16 protein-coding genes are annotated in these 21,981 nt (G+C 47.6%); all 16 read right to left on the minus strand.

The features are described 5' to 3' along the window. Window positions 1-10: 10 nt before the first annotated feature. The 16 genes from pnp to H2R00_RS06225 all read right to left on the minus strand — a co-directional run bounded on the left by pnp (window position 11) and on the right by H2R00_RS06225 (window position 21,901). Window positions 11-2,128: a polyribonucleotide nucleotidyltransferase gene (gene pnp / locus H2R00_RS06150; protein ID WP_154997432.1), complete on the minus strand. Its 2,118-nt coding sequence runs from the start codon at window positions 2,126-2,128 to the stop codon at window positions 11-13. Between the two features lie 201 nt (window positions 2,129-2,329). Next, window positions 2,330-2,599, minus strand: a complete 270-nt coding sequence (gene rpsO, locus H2R00_RS06155; protein ID WP_003181879.1) for a 30S ribosomal protein S15 — start codon at window positions 2,597-2,599, stop codon at window positions 2,330-2,332. Between the two features lie 184 nt (window positions 2,600-2,783). Then, window positions 2,784-3,743: a bifunctional riboflavin kinase/FAD synthetase gene (gene ribF, locus H2R00_RS06160; protein ID WP_003181877.1), complete on the minus strand. Its 960-nt coding sequence runs from the start codon at window positions 3,741-3,743 to the stop codon at window positions 2,784-2,786. Between the two features lie 15 nt (window positions 3,744-3,758). Next, a complete protein-coding gene (truB, locus tag H2R00_RS06165; protein WP_154997435.1) occupies window positions 3,759-4,688 on the minus strand; it encodes a tRNA pseudouridine(55) synthase TruB in 930 nt (309 codons plus the stop codon). Window positions 4,689-4,759: 71 nt separating this feature from the next. Next, a complete protein-coding gene (gene rbfA, locus H2R00_RS06170; protein WP_154997438.1) occupies window positions 4,760-5,113 on the minus strand; it encodes a 30S ribosome-binding factor RbfA in 354 nt (117 codons plus the stop codon). 18 nt (window positions 5,114-5,131) lie between these two features. Further along, complete coding sequence (locus H2R00_RS06175; protein WP_154997441.1) at window positions 5,132-5,410, minus strand: DUF503 domain-containing protein; 279 nt, start codon at window positions 5,408-5,410, stop codon at window positions 5,132-5,134. Then, complete coding sequence (gene infB / locus H2R00_RS06180) at window positions 5,407-7,560, minus strand: translation initiation factor IF-2 (RefSeq protein WP_154997444.1); 2,154 nt, start codon at window positions 7,558-7,560, stop codon at window positions 5,407-5,409. Before infB ends, H2R00_RS06175 begins: the two co-directional genes overlap by 4 nt. A 19-nt stretch (window positions 7,561-7,579) precedes the next feature. After that, window positions 7,580-7,882, minus strand: coding sequence for a YlxQ family RNA-binding protein (locus H2R00_RS06185; RefSeq protein WP_020451431.1), 303 nt, complete (start codon window positions 7,880-7,882; stop codon window positions 7,580-7,582). After that, window positions 7,883-8,158: an RNase P modulator RnpM gene (gene rnpM, locus H2R00_RS06190; RefSeq protein ID WP_029327011.1), complete on the minus strand. Its 276-nt coding sequence runs from the start codon at window positions 8,156-8,158 to the stop codon at window positions 7,883-7,885. A 13-nt stretch (window positions 8,159-8,171) separates the two neighbouring features. Beyond that, the gene (gene nusA / locus H2R00_RS06195; RefSeq protein WP_152847968.1) at window positions 8,172-9,290 is read right to left on the minus strand and encodes a transcription termination factor NusA; all 1,119 of its coding nucleotides are present in this window, start codon (window positions 9,288-9,290) and stop codon (window positions 8,172-8,174) included. Window positions 9,291-9,321: 31 nt separating this feature from the next. Beyond that, the gene (gene rimP / locus H2R00_RS06200) at window positions 9,322-9,795 is read right to left on the minus strand and encodes a ribosome maturation factor RimP (RefSeq protein ID WP_152847969.1); all 474 of its coding nucleotides are present in this window, start codon (window positions 9,793-9,795) and stop codon (window positions 9,322-9,324) included. A 192-nt stretch (window positions 9,796-9,987) separates the two neighbouring features. Then, the gene (locus tag H2R00_RS06205; RefSeq protein WP_182070670.1) at window positions 9,988-11,175 is read right to left on the minus strand and encodes a glycoside hydrolase 5 family protein; all 1,188 of its coding nucleotides are present in this window, start codon (window positions 11,173-11,175) and stop codon (window positions 9,988-9,990) included. Window positions 11,176-11,238: 63 nt separating this feature from the next. Next, on the minus strand, window positions 11,239-12,921 hold the full coding sequence (locus H2R00_RS06210) for a cellulase family glycosylhydrolase (protein WP_182070671.1): 1,683 nt from the start codon (window positions 12,919-12,921) through the stop codon (window positions 11,239-11,241). 140 nt (window positions 12,922-13,061) lie between these two features. Continuing rightward, window positions 13,062-15,176 (minus strand): glycoside hydrolase family 48 protein, encoded by a 2,115-nt coding sequence (locus tag H2R00_RS06215; RefSeq protein ID WP_154999848.1) that lies wholly within the window; start codon window positions 15,174-15,176, stop codon window positions 13,062-13,064. A 32-nt stretch (window positions 15,177-15,208) separates the two neighbouring features. After that, a complete protein-coding gene (locus H2R00_RS06220; protein WP_182070672.1) occupies window positions 15,209-17,173 on the minus strand; it encodes a glycoside hydrolase family 9 protein in 1,965 nt (654 codons plus the stop codon). A 411-nt stretch (window positions 17,174-17,584) separates the two neighbouring features. Beyond that, window positions 17,585-21,901: a PolC-type DNA polymerase III gene (locus H2R00_RS06225; RefSeq protein ID WP_154999846.1), complete on the minus strand. Its 4,317-nt coding sequence runs from the start codon at window positions 21,899-21,901 to the stop codon at window positions 17,585-17,587. Between the last annotated feature and the right edge of the window lie 80 nt (window positions 21,902-21,981).

Here is a 21,981-nt window from a genome sequence, read left to right on the forward strand (position 1 = left end):
GACACCGTTTTTACGATTTTTGTTCTTCTTTTTCCTTCTGTTCCCGCAGTACAGCTTTTCTTGATAAGTTGACGCGTCCTTGTTTATCGATTTCGGTAACCTTAACAAGGAGCTCGTCGCCGATTTTGACGACATCTTCGACTTTTCCTACACGTTCGAGCGCAAGCTCTGAAATATGGACCAGACCGTCTTTTCCGCTGAATAGTTCAACGAAAGCTCCGAATTTTTCAATCCGCTTTACTTTACCTAAGTAAAGCTGTCCGACCTCAACTTCTCTGACAAGGTCTTCGATGATTTTCTTCGCTTTTTGGTTCATGCTTTCATCGGTAGAAGAAATGAAGATTGTGCCGTCTTGTTCAATATCGATTTTAACGCCTGTATCTTCAATGATCTTATTGATTTGTTTTCCGCTTGGTCCGATGACATCGCGGATTTTATCCGGATTGATCGACATCGTCAAGATTTTCGGCGCATAAGGAGAAAGCTCTTTTCTTGATTCAGCCAATGTGCTCAGCATGCTTTCAAGGATCTCCATTCTGCCTTTTTTCGCCTGTTGAAGAGCCTCTTCCAAAATCTCTCTCGATAAGCCTGCAATCTTAATATCCATTTGCAGAGCTGTGACGCCTTTGGACGTTCCTGCTACTTTAAAGTCCATATCCCCGAGATGGTCTTCCATACCTTGAATATCGGTTAAGACCGTGTAATTGTCACCTGATTTGACAAGACCCATCGCGATTCCGGCAACCGGGGCTTTAATCGGCACCCCTGCATCCATCATCGCAAGCGTGCTTGCACAAATGCTCGCCTGGGAAGTGGAACCGTTTGATTCAAGCACTTCAGAGACGAGGCGGATCGTGTACGGGAAGTCTTTTTCAGACGGAACAATCGGTTCAAGCGCACGTTCCCCGAGGGCTCCGTGTCCGATTTCGCGTCGTCCCGGCCCGCGCATCGGCCCTGTTTCCCCGACGCTGAACTGCGGGAAGTTGTAATGGTGCATAAAGCGTTTTGATTCTTCGACACCGAGACCGTCTAAAATCTGCACATCGCCAAGCGCACCGAGCGTACAAATGCTGAGCGCCTGAGTCTGACCCCTTGTAAAAAGTCCTGAACCGTGTGTTCTCGGAAGGAGGCCGACTTCTGAAGAAAGCGGGCGGATCTCATCGACAGCCCGGCCGTCAGGACGAACTTTTTCCTCCGTGATCAGACGGCGCACTTCATTTTTAACAAGCTGCGACAAAATGTCTTTCACTTGTTTCAGCGTTTCTTCATCGTGTTCCTCTTCTTCAAACTTGGCCAAAACCTCATTTTTCACTTCGCTGATCGCGTTCTCGCGCGCGTGCTTTTCATGAACCTGAATGGCTTTTAAGAGGCTTGATTCGGCCATTCCCCGCACTTTTTCTTTCAGATCGGAATCGATCTCATACAGGGTAATTTCTGATTTTTCTTTACCGACAGCGGCGACGATTTCCTCCTGGAACGCAATAAGCCGCTTGATCTCCTCGTGACCGAACATGATCGCTTCAAGCATGATCTCTTCCGGAACTTCGTCTGCTCCTGCTTCAACCATGTTGATTGCATCCTTCGTTCCCGCTACGACGAGGTGAATGTCGCTTTTTTCAAGCTGTTCAAGTGTCGGATTGATAATGAATTCGTTGTCAACCCGGCCTACCGTCACTCCAGCGATCGGGCCTTCAAACGGGATGTCCGATACGCACAGCGCAAGAGATGATCCAAACATTGCCGCCATTTCCGACGAACAATCCTGGTCAACGCTCATGACGATGCTGACGACTTGAACTTCATTCCGGAAGCCGTCTGCGAACAGCGGACGGATCGGTCGGTCGATTAACCGGCTGGCGAGAATCGCTTTTTCGCTCGGTCTTCCCTCTCTTTTAATAAACCCGCCCGGAATCTTTCCGACGGCGTAAAGTCTTTCTTCATAATTCACAGTTAACGGGAAAAAGTCTACGGTTTTAGGTTCTTTTGAAGCCGTTGCGGTGCTGAGCACTGCAGTGTCTCCATAACGCACCATGACAGCTCCGTTTGCTTGTTTTGCAAGCTGGCCGGTTTCTACTGTCAGCTTGCGGCCGGCCCAATCTATGGAAAAGACATGTTTCTCTTGTCCCATTCTTATATGAACTCCTCTCTTCGGATAGTTTTTAGGTTACTCCTATTATGAACGAAATGAATTGAACATATCAATGGCAAAGTGCTATGTAAAGAATGAATCGGTGTCATTTAAAATCATTTATATGAACAACGCGTTTTGGAGTTGCCGGATATTCTTTCTTATACGATAAAAAAGCGGGAATCCTCCCGCTTTTTACGATTATCGACGTAATCCTAGTTTGTTGATCAACTCACGGTAACGAGTTACGTCTTTGTTACGAAGATACGTAAGAAGATTACGACGTTTACCTACCATTTTAAGAAGACCGCGACGTGAGTGATGGTCTTTCTTGTGAGTGCGTAAATGCTCGTTCAAGTTGTTGATTTGATCTGTTAGGATAGCGATCTGAACTTCCGGTGATCCCGTGTCAGATTCGTGGGTTTTGAACTCATTGATGAGTTGTGTTTTACGCTCTTGAGTAATTGCCATCCTGTTTCACCTCCATATAATATTAGCCCCGATTACCTAGCAAACGCCGGTGATTCGATTTGCCAAGTGAACGGTTTTAAAGCTACAGACAATATGATACTAGAAAGACGGGCCTAATGCAACCATTTATGATGAAGTTTAGCTTTTATCACCATTGTTGACGCAGATTGCCGTTTCCATACATCTAGATTCCGGCCGGCTTCCGCTCTCTGAAGAAGCGGATCGCTTCTTCTTTGTCTCTGGAAATCTGTTCGACAAGCTCGTCAACGCTGCCGAATTTTTTTTCGCTCCTCAACCGCTTATACCATTCAACCTTGATTTCGGACCCGTATATGTCACGGTCAAAATCGAATAAATTGACTTCGATTGAAGGCTGTCCCGGCCGTTTTTCGTAAAACGTCGGCTTGTATCCGACATTGCAGACGCCGTTGTAGACAGCGCCGCCGATTTCGGCTTTAACGGCATACACACCTGTCGGCGGGACGATGTATGTGTCTTTAAGGCCGATATTGGCAGTCGGAAATCCGATCGTGCGGCCCCTTTTATCGCCGTGGATCACAAAGCCTTTCACATGGTACGGCCTGCCGAGCAGTTCAGCGGCATACTCGACGTCGCCGGCTCCCAGGACGCTGCGGATTCTCGTGGAGCTTACCTTTTGATCCTGGTTGGAATATTTTGCGACAGACGTGCTTTTGACACGGCCTTTCGCATACTCCTGGAAGTTTTCCATTGTGCCTTTGCCGAATTTCCCGAAGGTAAAGTCAAATCCGGCTACAACATGAGTAACGTGAAAGCCGAGTATATATTGATCGATAAATTCCTCAGGTGATAGAGAAGCGAATTCAGGGGTAAATGTGACAACGTATAAAAAATCGACCCCTAAGTCTTCAATGATGCTGATTTTGTCTTGCAAAGGCGTGATTAAATCTTTTGGCTCCCGGCCTTTTTTGAGCACGGCAGAAGGGTGGGGATGAAAGGTCATCACGGACGTTTTGACTCCTTCTCTTGCCGCGGTGTTTTTTGCTGTAAGAATCACTTGCTGATGTCCCAGGTGAACACCGTCAAAATAGCCTAATGCCATAACTGATGTCGGAAAATCCTCACGTTTTAAGTCGTGTGGGTGGGAAATATGTATCGTCTTCAAGAACGGTCACCTTTTCTATTGTTCGCTTTTTTGCACGAGTACTTTTGCCGGCTTCAACAGGCCGGTTTTGGTCGGATGCGGATAATAGACGGCTGTGCACCGGCCTGCTTCCGTAAAGACCGCAATGCGGTCTTCGCTCGTCAAATGAGAAAAGCTGCCGGGCGTTTCAAGCACCGCTCCATTTTCCACTTTCTTAGCTAATGTATCACTAATTATCCATTTCGGCAAATGATCAAGCGCGCGTTCGATGGGGACGAGCTTTTCAGACAATGTTCCGTCAGCGATCAAGCCTTCGACGTCTTCAAAGGTCAAGCATTCATCAAGGGTGAAAGGGCCTGACGCGGTCCTGACCAGATGGGACATATGCGCTGGATATCCGAGCTTCTCCCCGATTGTTACCGCCAAGGTCCTAACATATGTGCCTTTTGAACATGTCACAACAAACCGGAAGCGGGCTTTATCCTGCTCATGGCGAATCTCGGATGTCAGTTCGATATGGTGGATGGTGATGGTCCGCTTCGGCCGTTCAATCTCAATTCCAGCCCGCGCGTACTCATACAGCTTTTTGCCGCCTACCTTGACAGCGGAATACATCGGCGGGACTTGCTCAATCGTTCCTTCAAGAGATCGCAGGACGCTCTGCACGGTCTGTTCATCAGGCGGCACTGAGACGAGTTTCTTTTCTGTCACTTCCCCCGTCTGGTCTTCTGTCGCAGTTGAAAAGCCAAGCGTGACCTCTGCATCATATGTTTTGGACTTTTCGGTTAAATACTCGACGATTTTGGTTGCCCTCCCGACGCAGATCGGGAGAACGCCCGACACCTCGGGATCCAGTGTACCGGTATGGCCGACCTTTTTTGTTTTCAGCAGTTTGCGGATCTTCATGACGCAGTCGTGCGAAGTCATGCCGGCCGGTTTATGTAATAGAAGGACTCCGTTATACATCCGTGTTTCTTCGCCCCTTTCTCATTTGGAGCTAAAAAGGACAGGCAGTCGCCCGCCTATCCTTTTTCAGCTTATGATTCTTCTTTGTTTTCGTTCAGCTCGTGAATCAATGTTTCGATACGGTTTCCGTAATCGATCGATTCATCGAACTCAAAATGGATTTCAGGTGTTTTGCGAAGCCTGATTCGGTTTCCAAGTTCGGAACGAATAAAGCCCTTTGCTTTTGCCAGGCCTTTGAGCGTTTCTTCCCGTTTCTTTTCATCGCCTAAAACGGAAATATACACTTTGGCAATTTGCAGATCACCTGAGACCCTGACATCGGTGACTGTTAAAAACCCGATTCGCGGATCTTTCAACTTTCTTCCGATAATGTCACCAAGTTCTTTTTTCATCTGCTCACCCACACGGGTAGCTCTCATCGTCATGACCATACCACCTCTACGTTAAAACCACTCTGTTCTCGTGATCGTCCGTTCAATTTCCGGAAAAGAGTCGATAAAGCTTAGAACCCGCTGCAGCTCTTTTTCCGTTTGCACGCGAGAGGAAGAAACGGCGGCAATACCAAAGCTTGTGCGCTGCCATGTGTCCTGATAGTCAATTTCTGAAACAGAAACGTTGAACTTGGCGCGGATTCTTGTGATAATCCGCTTCAGCACCGCCCGTTTTTCCTTGAGTGATGATGCATCGTAAATGATGCATTCGCATTCAACGAAACCGATCACTTTCTTTCAATTTCTTGCATGACATACGCTTCGATCATATCGCCTTCGCGTATGTCGTTGTATTTCTTAATGGTGATACCACATTCATATCCTTGTGAAACTTCTTTCACGTCATCTTTAAAGCGTTTCAGCACATCGACTTCCCCTTCATAGATGACGACGCCGTCGCGGATCAAGCGGATTCCGCTGTCACGTGTGATCGTACCTTCCGTTACATAGCCTCCGGCAATCGTTCCGATTTTAGAGACTTTGAATGTTTGACGGACTTCAACCATGCCGATCACTTTTTCTTCATACTCAGGATCAAGCATGCCTTTCATGGCTGCTTCGATCTCATCAATGACTTTATAAATGATGCGGTGAAGGCGGATATCCACATTTTCGGCTTCGGCGGTACTCTTAGCATTTCCGTCAGGTCTGACATTAAACCCGATCACGATTGCATTTGATGCAGAAGCTAAAATAATGTCTGATTCGGTAATCGCACCTACGCCTGTGTGGATGATTTTGACTCTGACGCCTTCGACTTCTATTTTTTGCAGTGCTGCAACGAGAGCTTCAGCAGAGCCTTGAACATCGGCTTTGACAACGAGATTAATGTCTTTGACATCGCCTTGTTTAATCTGTTCAAACAAGTCATCAAGGCTGAGCTTCGCTTTATCACTGCGCTGTTCTTCAAGCTGTTTGGTAGCGCGCGCTTCGCCGACTGAACGGGCTGTTTTTTCATCTTTGAACACAAGGAACTGATCCCCTGCGTTCGGAACTTCGTTCAATCCGGTGATTTCCACAGGTGTTGACGGTCCCGCCGATTTAACGCGTCTGCCGACATCATTGACCATCGCGCGAACGCGGCCGAATGTGTTCCCGACGACGATCGGATCTCCGACGTGAAGCGTTCCGTTTTGAACGAGCAATGTTGCGACAGAACCTTTTCCTTTATCAAGCTCGGCTTCGATGACCGTACCTTTTGCCCTGCGGTTCGGATTTGCTTTGAGCTCCTCGACCTCGCTGACGAGAAGGATCATTTCGATCAGCTCATCGATTCCCTCTCCTGACAGTGCGGAAAGAGGAACGAAAATCGTCTCGCCTCCCCATGCTTCAGGAACAAGACCGTGCTCTGTCAGCTCCTGCATCACCCGGTCAGGGTTTGCCGTCGGTTTGTCGATTTTGTTGACAGCGACGATGATAGGCACTTCAGCCGCTTTCGCATGGTTGATCGCTTCGATCGTCTGCGGCATGACCCCGTCATCTGCAGCTACGACGAGAATCGTAATATCCGTAACTTCCGCACCGCGTGCGCGCATCGTTGTGAATGCGGCGTGGCCCGGAGTGTCAAGGAAGGTGATCTTCTTGCCGTTTTCCTCGATCTGATAAGCGCCGATATGCTGAGTGATGCCTCCGGCTTCGCCTTCGACGACCTTCGTTTTTCTGATGCTGTCGAGAAGCGTTGTTTTTCCGTGGTCGACGTGACCCATGATCGTTACGACAGGAGGACGGATTTCGAGGTCTTTTTCGTTATCCGGCTCTTCGTATTTTTCGAATTCGGTTTCTTCATGGACGATCACTTCTTCGACTTCGACGCCGTATTCTGAAGCGATCAGCTCCACGGTATCTTTGTCAAGATCTTGGTTGATCGTTGCCATAGTGCCGAGAAGCATTAATTTTTTAATGATTTCTGACGGCTCTTTTCCGAGCTCTTCTGCAAGCTGCCCGACCGACATTGAGTTGGTGAATTCGATTTTTTCAGGCAGCTCTTTTTTCGGCTTGAACTGCTTCTCCTGAGGAGATTGATGATTTTTACCGCGCTTGTTCTTTTTGTTATTGTTGTTGTTTTTCTTCTTGTTTTTATTGTTAAATTGAGTATTCTGCACGTTATTCTTCTTTCCGTCTCGATTTTTGTTTGGCTTACTTCCGGCATTCTGTTTTGCGGCTTCTTGCTGCGGCTTTTGTCCGCCTGTACCGGCATCCTTTTTATTTCCCGCAGGTTTAGCGCCCTTCTTGAATTTTTGATCGAGCTGTTTGATCGCATTTTCTTCGATCATCGCCATATGGTTATTGACTTCGATATTCATATCTTTCAATGCCGCGATAATATCCTTACTTGAAACATTTATGGCTTTTGCATATTCATAAACTCTCATTTTAGCCATTCGTTCACCCCCAAAAAAATTAATCGAGCTTTCGGAGCAACGTATTCGCAAAACCTTGATCAGTGACAGCAACAACCACACGGGATTCTTTGCCGATTGAACGGCCCAAAAGCATACGATCTCCGACTTTTTTCACCGGTACATCGTAGTGTCTGCATTTGTCGGTTACTTTTTTCTCCGTGTTAGCCGATGCGTCGTCTGCAAGCAAAACAAGCTTTGCGCGCGAATGCCTGATTTCTTTCACAACCAGGTCTTCTCCGGACACGACCTTTCGAGCTCGATTCGCCAGACCCAGCAAGGAAAACCATTCTGATTCCGACATTTATCTGTTCTCCTTTTCCGCCAGTTCCAGCAGTTCATCAAAAATCTGATCATCAATCTGTGCTTGAAGCTGATTTGCTAAGCTGTTTTTCTTTTTTGCAGTTAAAATGACGTCTTTATCAAGTGTCAGGTAGGCTCCCCGGCCGTTCTTCTTACCGGTCGGGTCTACGGAAACTTCCCCTTCCTTCGAACGGACGACGCGGATGAGCTCCTTTTTAGGCTTCATTTCCCCTGTTACGACGCATTTTCTAAGCGGGATCTTCTTTCGGCTTTTCACCAAAGGTCACCTCTTATTCATCCGATTCTGGAGTTTCGCTTTCCAAGAAAAGCTCTTCCGGCTCCTCTTCTTCAAGCTCCCTTGGATAAATTCCAAGCTCTCTTGCATCTGTTTCGCTTTTAATATCGATCTTCCAGCTTGTCAACTTGGCTGCCAGGCGGGCGTTTTGACCTCTTTTTCCGATGGCGAGCGACAGCTGGTAATCAGGAACGACAACCGTTGTCGCCTTATCCTCTTCATTGACGATGACGTCGAGCACTTTTGAAGGGCTCAGCGCATTGGCGACGAATTCAACCGGGTCGTTTGACCAGTGAACAATATCAATTTTCTCGCCTTTCAATTCATTGACGATCGCCTGAACGCGCTGACCCTTCGGTCCGACGCAGGCACCGACGGGATCGATGTCGGGATTATCCGTGCGGACGGAAATCTTCGAGCGGTCTCCCGCTTCTCTCGCCACGGATTTAAGCTCGACCGTTCCATCGTAAATTTCCGGGACTTCGATTTCAAAGAGCCGTTTTAATAAACCTGGATGAGTTCTTGAAACGTAAATCTGCGGACCCTTCGTCGTTTTTTCGACTTTTGTAATGAACACTTTGATCCGGTCATGAGGCTTGTAGACTTCATTCGGCATCTGTTCTGAAACCGGCAGAAGCGCCTCGATTTTTCCTAAAGAGACATAGATGAACTTATTGTCGATCCGCTGGACGATGCCTGTCATGATATCTTCTTCGCGATCGATGAATTCAGAATAGATAACGCCGCGCTCCGCTTCGCGGACGCGTTGAGTCACGACCTGCTTTGCCGTCTGGGCAGCGATGCGGCCGAAATCCTTCGGCGTCACTTCGATTTCCACGACATCCCCGACAATGTAGTTCGGATTGATGTTTACGGCATCTTCAATCGAGATTTCAAGGCGCGGATCATACACTTCATCCACGACATCTTTGCGGGCGAAAACGCGGATTGAACCGGTGTCGCGATTCAAATCTACCCTGACGTTCTGCGCCTGGTTGAAGTTCCGCTTATAAGCGGAAATGAGCGCAGCTTCAATTGCTTCAATAATAATGTCCTTACTGATTCCCTTTTCTTTTTCAAGAACAGTCAGGGCATCTAACAACTCACTACTCATGTTTATGGTTTCCCCCTTAAACAGTCAAAAATTAATTGAACGAAACAGCCAGCCTCGCTTTGGCTACTTTATCATATGGAATATTGATCGTTTTCCGGCGCGTTTTGATCATCACCGCGACCTCCACGTTTTCACCGTCAAATGCGGAAAGCTCGCCTTCAAACTCTTTATTGCCTTCAATAGGTTCGTACGTTTTAATATATACGTTTTTTCCGAGCGCTTTCATGAAATCGGCTTCTTTCTTTAAAGGCCTCTCAGCTCCCGGGGACGATACTTCAAGAAAATAGTTTTGCTTGATCGGATCAGCCTCGTCGAGCTTTTCACTAAGAGCTTCGCTAACCTTGGCACATTCCTCGATGTCTACGCCGTCATCTGAATCAATAAACACGCGAAGAAACCAGCTCTGACCTTCCTTGACAAATTCGATGTCAACGAGTTCAAGCTGAAGATTGTCTAGTATAGGCTGGACCATTTCGCTGACGGTATCGATCACTTTGTTACTCATACTTTTCCTCCTTGTGCAGGGTCCCATTCATCAGCTCCCTCGTAAAAACCCTGCTTCAAAAGCAGGGGATTTAGAAAAAACGATGAACATGTCGAGACAAAATTGCCTGTTCAATACAAAAGAGCGGGTTTCCCCACTCTTCGCCTCGGCTATCGTTAGCATTTCCAATAAAACTATACCATAACCATATTTTTATTGCAAATCATGACAGCGTTCAGTCTGAAGCATTTCGGAAGCGGATGATTTTTCATTCATCCGCTTCGCATGTTCTGAAATGACAGAAGCGGCAGAGCTCGGATAAACGATCCGAAAACCATCATAGTCCGGATAAAGGGTCCCGTCATCCTGAATGCCGGTCAAAATCCAAAATTGGCTGCCCGCCCCGCCCTGCTTTTCTATGAGTTCAAGCCATGTTCTGTAGACGTCGTCCCTTCTGGACTTATCCTGATAGCCGTACTCTTCTAAAACGACCGGTTTGCCGATTTCTTTTCCATCGCAAATATGGTCTGTGATCCACTGGTTCCCCCATTCGGCCGTCTTGCCCCAATGATCCGGATAGAGGTGAAATGTGCCGTAATCAATATGCATAAGAGCGGTCAGCCTTTTCCAATCCACACCTTCTCCGCCGTTGTAATGCCAATCAGGGTGCCCTTCTATATGATAAAACCCTTCATCTCCAACCGCTACAAGATGGTGCTGATCAATGGATTTAATAAATTCGCTCATCTCATCCGCCCATTCGACAAGTGTATTTCCTGTCCTGTCAGACTGGACCCTCGGTTCATTGGCAAGCTCCCATGCCATAATCGCGGGATCATCTTTATATTTGACGCCATTATATGTGTTGACTCGGTTCAGCATATAGGATACATAGTTCTTATACGCCTCTTTGATGTCCGGATGAGTGTAAAAGGCGTCATGTCCATCCGCCTGAAACCACCTGACATATTGATTCATTCCGCCAAAATCATCCCAGTTGTTCACAAAAGGAATGACAAGTTTTATCCCTGACTGTCCCGCTTTATAAATGGCATAGTCAAGCTTTGAAAAGCCTGATTCATCATATATGCCCGGCCTTGGCTGCATGACGGTATTTTCCTGCGGCTGGCCGTCAAGAAATCCCCAGATGCGGATCACTTTCAAATTCATCGCTTTCATATCTTCGAACACATCATCGACCATTTTTTTAGATTTATAATGAAAATAATAGTTATTCGTCCCGGCAAAATAAAAGTCTTTTCCATTTAAAGTGAACGATGTTCCGGATGTCTCAACAAAAGGAGACGCGGCTAGTGCAGGCCGGGGATTGCCAAACTGGATAGCCGAGAGTGCAAGCAAAAACGGCATTAGCACTGTCAATAAACCCTTTTTCGTCATCATTATTTTTCCCTGCTTTCATAAAGAGGATGCATGGACGGCGTCATTGAGAGGATAGCCGGCAGTTCAAGGCGTGACTTTCACCTTCACGACCGTTTCGACGCCTTTCGGCCACAGTTCAAATGTAAAGGTGGAATCGCTTTTCAAATACTTTAAAACCCGCTCTCTCAAATACAAATCCCCGTCTTTTTCGTAAAAATCTTCGTCATAGTTCAAGTAGGGCGTCCATGACCATACTTCTTCAAGAACCGGCCTTCCGGTAGAGTCGACGACTCCTTTAACCGTAGCCAGCTTCGTTCCGTTCAATGACGCCGGGATTTTGAGATCACCGCTAATTGCCGATTGACTGATGGTGAATTCGCTTTTTTCAAGCTTCGGGTCATCATAAAGGATAATATCCATAACCTGGCTGGCTCCTTTATGAAACGTAAAAGTGAGCTGCGCTTTTACCCCCGGCTGCTCAGACCCTTTTATCAGCTTTGCCAAGCAGGATGCTTTAATAGAGACCGTTTTTCCGGCATTGCCGATTGTATAATCGCTGCCTTCCTTTAATAGTTCTGATTTCTGATAGATGCCAGTCAGCGTATTGCCGTTCAGCTGAATATCCACCGTCTGATCGCTGATGCTTTGACCTTTTTTGATAAAAAGATCTGCCGGTTTGATGATCGCATTGGGAACACCGCGTCCCGCCTGAATGACAATGTCTTTTACAACAGGATCGCGCCACTGTCTCATATTCCGGTCAAACTGGTCATTCCCATTGTCCCACCACATCGGGATCATTTGATATTTGTGGGCAAGGCTGACAAACGTATCATGATAGAGCCGCTTTGAATGATTTTCATTGGCGCCGAGGGTACCATATTCGCCGATGATAACCGGATATCCTTTGCTAACAAATTTTTCATAAACCGGTCTGATGTCCAGCTCCATCTCGGAGATTTCGGCTGCCGACCCCCAAGTCGTCCGGCCCCACCAGTTTGATACATAATCCCAAGGAGAATAGTAGTGATATGTGAGGACAATCCGGTCATCATCAGGCGGTTCAAATGAATGAAGCAATTCATCTTTGTTATCTTCAAGCCCCCCGACGATCACAAGCCGCTGGTTGTTTTTGCCGCCGGTCGATCGGATGATGTTCAGCATCTCTCGGTTAAGCAGATTCATTTGATATGCGCTCATTCCGGTCGGTTCATTGACGATTTCAAACAGGAGGCGTTCACTTTTGTTTTTAAAGCGCTCGGCAATCTGCTTCCAGACTTTCCCCAGCTTATCTAATGTCTCCTGCTGGCTGTTTCCCATCCGGCTGATCCATAGCCAAGAATCGTGGTGAATATTTAACACGACGTAAAACTCTCTTTCCAAAGCCCAATCTGTCACTTCTTCCACCCGGTTCATCCAAGCGGTGTCGATCGGATAATCGGGAGCGCTGCCGATGTGGGAATCCCATGTCACCGGAATCCGGACGCTTTTAAACCCCGCATCGAGAATATCATCAAAAGTATGTTCGCGAACCGGCGGGTTGTTCCAAGAGCCTTCTGTCGGAACAGCATCCAGCGTGTTGCCAAGGTTCCATCCTGGGCTCATGTTTTCCAAAAGATCAGGCGGGGTGATGATGCTCTCCTTTTCTTGCTTTGCTGGCCCGCTTGTTCCCGAAGCTTTCGGAACTGCGGATAAAAGAACGGTTCCCATGATCAAAACGAACAGAATGATCGACTTTAAACATAAGGCTAACCATTTTTCTCTCAAACTTTTGATCTCCTTTTTAGATAATCGTGTAAAACACTCGCTAAAATCCTAAAGCCTGCCTTTTAAAAAAGAAGGCGGCTGAACGCCGCCTTTGCCCAAACGGTCGAGCGCATCTCAATCTAACATTCTCCTATTGATCGTTATGCATTTCCGATTAAACGGTCATACTCAGCATAAGCTGTCGCCATATCGACCTGAGACCAGAAACGGTGATATACAAAAGTCGGCAGTCCGTTTTCCCATTTGCCCGTATTCGGATTCCACGAGGTCTGATATTTATTTTCCAAATAAGGCCACTTCGGATCGTTTTTAATTTTCGGCCGGAGCTCCGCATGACTGATATAGACGCCGTTACCGCCTTTTGCCGGATCAGACGGCACAGTGTTGGGGCCAGGGATGGTATTGCCCTGCCCGTTTCTGCCGCTCCAGCCATTCGGAAAGTAGATTTCCTTCGTAAAGTAGCGGATATAATCTTCATGTTCTTCCTCTGCTGCGATACCGATTCCGTCATTTTTACTCCATGCTGCATCAAGCAGTTCTTTTGCCAGATTTTTGGCTTTGTTTCCAAGGGCGGTAAAGCCGCCGGTTTCGGCTTTTGTTCCGGCTGCAAAGAAGACAAGCGTTTTAATATAGCTGCCGAGAACGCCGACATCTTGAGAAGGATTCTTCGTCGTGACATGCAGTCCCGGATTTCCGGTAAATGAATCAAATCCCTTCCACGGATCAGGCTGGCCGCTCCATTCAAGGTTTGCCGGAATCCAAAACTCGCCTGGGTCGGATTGTACGGCGATCTGCGGGTTTTGGCCGCCAAGGACGCGTTCGCCCGCATCATTTAAATAATAGCCTTCTTCATCAGTAACAGGCCGTTTGCCCACAAACACATAATCAAGTGAATATGCGATCCATTTTTCAATCACATGCTTTGCCATTTGGAAGTTTTCAGACGATTTGTCACCTTTCTCTGCGAAAATATAATACAGTTCCGCCACCCTTTCCAGCGGCCAGACTTGCATTCCGAACCAATTGTTAGAAGGCGGATCGTGATATACAGGCGCTTCTGTGTAGGCCATTCCGTAAAATGTGCTGACATTCTGCGGATATGCGCTGTAGCTGCCGTTCCAGCTGTTCGTGGCGCCGCCGGCAACAGCACCTTCAGAAGATAAAAGCCACGTATACAGCTCAAGCTGCCTTTTCAGCGCCGTCTCCCAGTCGCTGCGTGCTGAAGGCGAGTTCGGAATCAGACCGCCTTCAGGTGCAGAGAGCGCATAAGATGCGACTGGGTTTTGATAGCCTTGATGCACATGACTTGCACCGATCCGCCATGCCCAGTTCGCATATTGCCCTAATCCGCCTCCCCAAGCGGTATACCATGCCATTAAAAAATGGCACGAGTTTTTTCCGGAGCCGCGGGAAGGCGATCCGCCGGCGGCGCTTCCAATCTGCTGAAAGTATTTGTCGTACATGCCGTAGCGGAGAAAATCCCCCATCTTTTTGGCTTTCTCCAAGTACTTTGTGTTGCTGTAGCCCCATCGTCTGGCCCAGAACATCGCCTGAACGGCGCGGGCATCTGCATCCGTTGCATTCGTATAACGCCATTGCGGTGCTGGAGCTTGATTTTCTTTTGTAAACAGGCTCATGAAACCTTCATTCGGTTTTCCAAACGTCTGATTATCCTGAGACGGATGCGGAACCGTTTCCCAAACGGATTCCTGTTCGCCCCGCTGGTAAGTGTTTACATAAGCGGCGGTGTGCGATGGGTTCAGCAGGTTCCCGAATCCATACCAGTTGTCGACGTCAAGCAGCCAGTGCATTAAATACGTTTCATTGCTTCCGTATGTGGATCTAAGTTCTCCGTCAAGCGGATCGTTTCCGGCCGGATATTGTCCGGTCAGAGCCGAAGGATAAAGATCAGGGTAACGGTGTTCTGCGGCATATGTGGCAGGGCTTGAGGGGTTATAGTAGCTCATTGTAGGCTGTTCTTCGTTTCCATCGCCTTCATTGACCGGGATAATATATTTCTCCATATTGTCCCAGGCGGCTTCTAGCTTTGACCAGTCCTGTGTGTACCGGCCATACATCGCTTCAAGCCACAGCCAATAGCTGTATGCTTCAGATGTCGTCATATGACCGTAGTCGGGGGCCTCACATATGAGCGTTTCAACAGAATGATAGGGAATTCCTTCGGGTGAGAAATACCCGTTGTTCGGATTTTTAATTTGCTCATACAGCTGCATAAAACGTGTTTTATTGTCCATGATGTGTCCTCCTCTTGAAGTTGAATATCTAGTTAACCGGGCTCATGTCCGAAAACGTGCCGTCCATCATCATAAACAGGAATATACCGTGTCTTCAGAAGCGCATGTGACAGCCCTTGATAAGAGTGGTCATTTTCCGGGTTCCAAAAAGACGTTCCGTCTGGTGCCGAAAGGCGGAACTGCACTTCTTTTTTATGGGCGGATTGACCGCCTGGATAAATCAAAACCCCGGTGAAGCTGACTTCTGTATAGTAAATGTGCTTTGATGCATCATACGGCTTCAGCTGTGATACCGAGGCCCCTTCGTTATAGCCGGCTGTGACTTTTATATCTTCGGCGGAATACCCCGCTCCCACAGCTTCCGTCAAGTCAACGTAGTAGCGGAAAGACAATTGATCGGTTTTCTTTGCCGGCCATCCCGAACGGTTGTTGAGCTGCGCCCGGATTTCGGTATAGCTGTTTCCGGAGCTGTTGATTGATGCCTCTGCAAAATATTCGTCCTCAGGTATTTCCTTCTCCGGAAAGTCAGGCAACGGAACATGGCCTTTCCCGAACAGCTGAAACATTTTCGCTACGTTGCCGGTAAAAGCGGCATTATAATCGATCGCAACTTCGTTTGACACATAATTTGTTATATCATCTCGGTAGGAATCGTCCCTTCCCGGACCGCCGACTAATGCGCCATATAGGGTATGGCGATGGTTTTCAGGCACATTCATCTGATCGGCCCATGAACCGTGTGCTGTACGGTGATGCGGATGCTTCGGCGGATTTTTTCCGTATCCGACGACAAAGCTTCTCTGCTGCGGATTATCCCCGAGCATATACTGCATTTGCCGGACAGCAAAATCCCGATATCTATTTGCTTTTTCTGTATCGTCCACCCAATCGGAATAAACGAAAGCGAGAAAAGCGGCATTCGAAGCGTATCGCAATGCTCCCCACTGCTCAAGCCATGCCAGCCCACCTGGTGTATAAGTGATCCGCTCTGTGCTTCCATTACTTTTGTAACCTGTCGACCAATAATCAAGATTGCGTTCGACAGATGCGGTAAAACGGGAATCGTTCGTCAGACGAGCGAGCAGCAGCTGTGCTCCGTAAGTGACGTCATCCCACGAAAGCGTCCAGCGGTAAGGCCAGCTTGCGGGATCACCCCAATCCGAGACCGAAGCAAGCGCTTTATCCAAATATTGTTGTTCGTCTGTTGCCAAGTAGAGCCAGACAGCTCCCCATGTCAGTTCATCTTTATACCCGCTCCACGAATTATAATATTGCTGTGCGTCTGTAATGCAGTCTGAATATTTGCCGCGGTAGCGGTCGGCAAAATCATACAATTGCTTGGCATGGGCCAGTAATTTTTCAGAGTAAGAAGAATCTGTCGGCTTGAAAATGATTGATGCGGATGCTAGCGCTGCTGCTGTACCACCGGCAAGGTCTGACCCCGGACAGCTGGCATCGATCTTATAGGCAGGGCGCTCCATCGGCATTACTTCGGCCGGCCCCCACCATGCATGGTCTTGAGCGCCATTTCCGACTTGGCCCCACAATTCATAAGGAGCTGTATGGGCTTTAAGAAAGTAGTCTGTCGCCCATTTAATATTGCCCAGCGCCGCATCAAGCTGACCCGATTCTTTGTAGGCATCTCGGTACTCATAGACCGACCATGACAAGATTGCGGCAGAATAAGCCATCGGCAGACCGAACTTCACATGGTCGCCGGCATCATACCACCCTCCCGTTAAATCGAGCCCGACGTCTTTTCCGTCCTCAAGCCCGGAGTCTCCTCTCCAATTCAGCCGGCTGTTTTCCGGAAGTCTTCCCGAGCGCTGTGCTTCATAAAATAACAAAGACTTTTGCACCAGTTCAGCATAATTATGAGGATATTCTTCAGCAGAAGCCGCACGGGTCTTTTCTGAAAACGACGCTATGCTCATGGAGAAGATCACTAAAAAAGCCAAACAAAGCGCTTTCATTTTAAAAAAAGCTTTCTGTTTCACGTACTGCTTCCTCCCCATCATGTTCTTTAAGATCAAGCAACCCCATCTGTCTACATCATACTCACCTCCTTTTAGATTTACCGGCGAACAAAGCAAGGGCAAAGTTGAAAAATCGAAGAAATGATTGCACATTAAATCAGCACACGGCTGCAAGCGAGGAATTTGAAAAGCAACTTAGTTTATTTATGCAATAAACTAAGTTGTGAGAATAAAAATCTAATAGACAATACATTCTAAAATCAATGTTATATTTTGGAAATTCTAACATTAATGTTTATTTATTGTCAACAGATCTGACAGCCCTTTATTTTTTTTGGAATCATTTCCTCCAAGCATTTGGCATCTAATCCTGAAAACGATCTTTATGCTGTAAAACATATAAAAAAACTGCCTGCTTTAAGCAGGCAGTTTCTAGAACAATGACAGCTGGTTCTGATCTGGAAGCGACTCGAGACAGCCGTGGCGCTCCAAGTATTCCATGATCGTTTTTGACACCTTGCCTCTTTTTTGCAAATCTTCTTTTGAAAGAAATTCGCCTTCTTCTCTCGCTTTGACAATATTCAAGGCGGCGTTTGTTCCAAGCCCCGGTATTGAATTAAACGGCGGAATCAAGCTGTTGCCGTCAATGATGAATTCGGAAGCGCTCGATCTGTATAAGTCGACTTTTTGGAAAGAGAAGCCCCTTTCGCACATTTCAAGCGCCAGCTCAAGCACTGTGAGCAAACTTTTCTCTTTCGGAGAAGCGTCAAGACCTTTAGAATTGATGTCATCCATGACGGCTCTGATCGCTGTCGACCCTTTGATCATCGTTTCGATGTCAAAGTCGTCGGCCCGCACCGTAAAGTATGCTGCGTAGTAGAGCAGCGGATGATGGACTTTAAAATAAGCGATTCTGACCGCCATCAATACATATGCCGCAGCGTGGGCTTTCGGGAACATGTATTTGATTTTTTTGCAGGAATCGATATACCAGTCCGGAACATTATTATTCTTCATTTCTTCTTCCCACTCAGGTGTCAGTCCCTTCCCTTTACGGACAAATTCCATAATCTTAAAGGCGAGGGATGGCTCAAGCCCCTGGTAGATTAAGTACACCATAATGTCATCACGGCAGCCGATTACTTCGCTCAGTTCACAAATATTGTTGTGAATAAGCTCCTGCGCGTTGCCGAGCCATACGTCCGTACCGTGTGACAGGCCGGAAATCTGAACGAGCTCGGAAAATGTCGTCGGCTTGGTGTCCTCAAGCATCTGTCTGACAAAGCGGGTTCCGAATTCAGGAATGCCAAGTGTACCGGTTTTACAGCCGATCTGCTCCTCGGTTACCCCTAAAGACTCTGTCCCTTGGAAAATTTTCATCACTTCAGGATCATCGGTCGGAATCGTCTTCGGATCAATCCCGCTCAGATCCTGGAGCATACGGATGACCGTCGGATCATCGTGTCCGAGAATATCAAGTTTCAGCAAGTTGTCGTGGATGGAATGAAAGTCAAAGTGCGTCGTCTTCCATTCGGAATCGGTGGCATCCGCCGGAAACTGAATTGGTGAAAAGTCGTAAATATCCATATAATCAGGCACAACGATGATTCCGCCCGGGTGCTGTCCTGTCGTCCGCTTGACGCCTGTACAGCCTTGGACAAGGCGGTCGATTTCCGCCCCGCGCATATGCAAATTGTTATCGTTAGCATACCCTTTAACATACCCGTAAGCCGTTTTTTCGGCGACTGTGCCGATCGTTCCCGCACGGTAGACGTTATCCTCTCCGAACAGGACTTTCGTATAGTTGTGGGCGTGCGGCTGATATTCGCCTGAGAAGTTCAAGTCGATATCAGGGACCTTGTCCCCTTTAAATCCCAGGAACGTCTCAAACGGAATGTCGTGGCCGTCTTTTCGGTAGGCCGCTCCGCACTTCGGACAGTCTTTGTCAGGCAAATCAAATCCCGAACCGACCGATCCGTCGTTGAAAAACTCAGAATGGCGGCAATCCGGACAGACGTAATGCGGCGGCAGCGGGTTAACCTCGGTAATTTCCGTCAATGTTGCGACAAGGGAAGAACCGACAGATCCCCTTGAACCGACGAGATAGCCGTCATCAAGGGAGCGTTTTACAAGCTTATGAGAGATCAGATAGATGACGGCGAATCCATGGCCGATAATGCTTTTCAGCTCTTTTTCGATCCGCTTTTCGACGATTTCGGGCAGGTCGTCGCCGTAAATGCTTCTTGCTTTCTCATAGCTCATGCGGCGGATTTCGTCATCTGCGCCTTCGATCTTCGGTGTGTAAAGATCGTCTTTGATCGGCTTGATCTCATCGATTCGCTCGCTGATCATGCGGGTGTTCTTGACAACGATTTCTTTCGCTTTTTCCTCACCCAAAAATGAAAAGGCTTCAAGCATTTCATCAGTCGAACGGAAATGAACGTTCGGCAGCTCGTGCCTGTTGAGCGGATTTGCGCCGCCTTGCGAGGAAACCAGAATCTTCCGGTAAATTTTGTCCTCAGGGTTCAAGTAATGGACATTTCCTGTTGCTACTACTGGAATATTCAGCTTCTCGCCGAGCTTAGTGATGTTGGCGATGATTTCTTTTAACGCTTTTTCATCCCTGACGAGTTCAAGCTGGAGCAGGTGCCGGTAGACTTCAGGCGGCATGACTTCAAGGTAGTCATAAAATGAAGCGATGTCTTCGACTTCTTCCGGCGATTTCTGCATCATGCCTTCGAATACTTCGCCTTTGTCGCACGCCGAACCGATTAAAAGACCTTCTCTGTACTTTTCAAGCTGTGACCTTGGGATCCTCGGCACCCTGTAAAAATAATGGATATGCGACAGCGAAACGAGTTTGAAAAGGTTTTTCAAGCCTGTCTCATTGACCGCCAAAAGGGTTGCGTGATATGGCCTTGAACGCTGATAGGCATTGGACTGCCCCATATTTTCATTCAGCTGATCGTGGTACAGTATATTTTTTTCGGCCGCGTCTTTCAGCATTTTCACAAGGAGATAGCCCGTCGCTTCGGTATCATAAATCGCCCTGTGGTGCTGGGTGAGCTCGATGTCAAACTTTTTACAAAGCGTATTCAGCCTGTGGTTTTTGAATTCCGGATAAAGAAAACGGCCCAGCTCAAGTGTGTCAATGACCGGGTTCTGCACTTTCTCCGAATTCAGCAGGCGCTTATAGGCGACATTGATGAAGCCGATGTCAAAGCTTGCATTGTGAGCGACAAGCGTGTGATCTCCGACCCATTCTTTAAAATCTCGGATGACCTCTTCGGCTTCAGGCGCATCTTTCAGCATATCATCGGTAATCCCCGTAAGCTCGATGATCGTAGCCGATAAAGGCCGATGCGGGTTGGCAAACCTTTCAAAGCGTTCGATGATTTCCCCGCCTTTTACTTTTACGGCGGCCAGCTCGATGATTGTATCATAGACGGCTGATAGCCCCGTCGTCTCGACGTCAAACACGACATATGTTTCCTCTTCAAGCAGACGGTGTACGGGATTGTAGGCAATCGGCACGCCGTCGTCGACGAGGTTGGCTTCAAGTCCGTAGATCATTTTCACGCCATGCTTTTTGCTTGCCGCGAATGCATCAGGAAACGATTGGACAACAGCGTGGTCAGTGAGCGCGATAGCCGGATGCCCCCATTTTTTCGCCTGTTCGACAAGCTTGCCGATGCTTGATACGGCATCCATTTGGCTCATCGGTGAATGGAGGTGGAGCTCGACTCGTTTTTCGTCCTCAGGTGCTGTATCCTCACGGGTTTTCCCTTTGATTTCATTGACATCGTTGGCGATCATCACCAAATCGCGGACGAACGTATCGTTTTGTATGCTTCCTCTCGCCTTTACCCACATCCCTTTTTTCAGGGACTTCATCAAAACGGCGTCCTCTTTTTCGCGCGCGAACATTTTGACGAGAATGCTGTTTGTATAGTCGGTTATTTTAAAGATGCAAAGTGTTCTGCCGCTTTTCAGCTCTCTTGTTTCAGCGTCGAATACATAGCCTTGCACCGTAATTCTCCGCTCTTCATCCATAATGCTGTCAAGCGTTCTGATCTCTTCAGAGTCTTTAATCTGGTAGCCGATCTGAAGAGGGCCTGACGGCGCTTCATCGTCTTGGGCTTCCTTATCCTGCTTTTCCATTTCGATTAAAGCCTGAAGGGCTCTCTCTTGATCCTCGGCCATTTTTTGCTCTCTGAATTTCTGAATCTCTTGATCTGACACAAAGATTTCTGTGTCGAGCTGGAGCTCAGGAAAACCGAATGTGCGGTAGCTTGACTGGATGAGCGAGCTGTATTTCTTTTTTAAAGCGGATGCTTCTGTATCTGTTTTCGTTTTAAGCAGGATTTTGTTCCCCGTAAGCTTGGGCTTTTGGTCGTTCAAAAGCGTCAAAATCGGCGGAGAAATACCATCGAGTTCTTGGATGCAGCGCGTCCAGTAATCCTGAACAAGCTGCTCATCAACCGAAGGGTTTTCCGCCTCGATGGAACAGGTGACCTGGGCGATATGGGAAAAGGTGCGGGTCAGCTGGCTGTGAAACCGTTCGAAGATTTGATAAGGCAGCACATTTTTCAGTTTAAAGTGAAAGTGCCATGTCTTCTTGTTTTTATGAACGGTCAGCTTTATGATTTGTCCGCCTTCAAGGTGGCGGATCATCGTATCTTCCGTTACATTCAGCTGCTGCAGAAGAATTTGAAACTGTCTTCTGTTGACAGAAAGCTGGTCTTCCAAGACAGATTCCTCCCTAAAAGAAAATCATAATTGAAGGTACCTTGGGACGATGCCCGAGGTACCTTCCTTTACTCTAGTTT

The sequence above is a fragment of the Bacillus haynesii genome (genome assembly GCF_014042035.1).
GTDB lineage: Bacteria > Bacillota > Bacilli > Bacillales > Bacillaceae > Bacillus > Bacillus haynesii.

Bases quoted from the DNA above. Each gene is read 5' to 3' on its own strand.
- rbfA (WP_154997438.1), bottom strand. From the start codon at position 5,113: ATGACGATGAGAGCTACCCGTGTGGGTGAGCAGATGAAAAAAGAACTT.
- truB (WP_154997435.1), bottom strand. From the start codon at position 4,688: ATGTATAACGGAGTCCTTCTATTACATAAACCGGCCGGCATGACTTCG.
- rpsO (WP_003181879.1), bottom strand. From the start codon at position 2,599: ATGGCAATTACTCAAGAGCGTAAAACACAACTCATCAATGAGTTCAAA.
- infB (WP_154997444.1), bottom strand. From the start codon at position 7,560: ATGGCTAAAATGAGAGTTTATGAATATGCAAAAGCCATAAATGTTTCA.
- pnp (WP_154997432.1), bottom strand. From the start codon at position 2,128: ATGGGACAAGAGAAACATGTCTTTTCCATAGATTGGGCCGGCCGCAAG.
- rimP (WP_152847969.1), bottom strand. From the start codon at position 9,795: ATGAGTAACAAAGTGATCGATACCGTCAGCGAAATGGTCCAGCCTATA.
- H2R00_RS06205 (WP_182070670.1), bottom strand. From the start codon at position 11,175: ATGATGACGAAAAAGGGTTTATTGACAGTGCTAATGCCGTTTTTGCTT.
- nusA (WP_152847968.1), bottom strand. From the start codon at position 9,290: ATGAGTAGTGAGTTGTTAGATGCCCTGACTGTTCTTGAAAAAGAAAAG.
- H2R00_RS06215 (WP_154999848.1), bottom strand. From the start codon at position 15,176: ATGGACAATAAAACACGTTTTATGCAGCTGTATGAGCAAATTAAAAAT.
- H2R00_RS06185 (WP_020451431.1), bottom strand. From the start codon at position 7,882: ATGTCGGAATCAGAATGGTTTTCCTTGCTGGGTCTGGCGAATCGAGCT.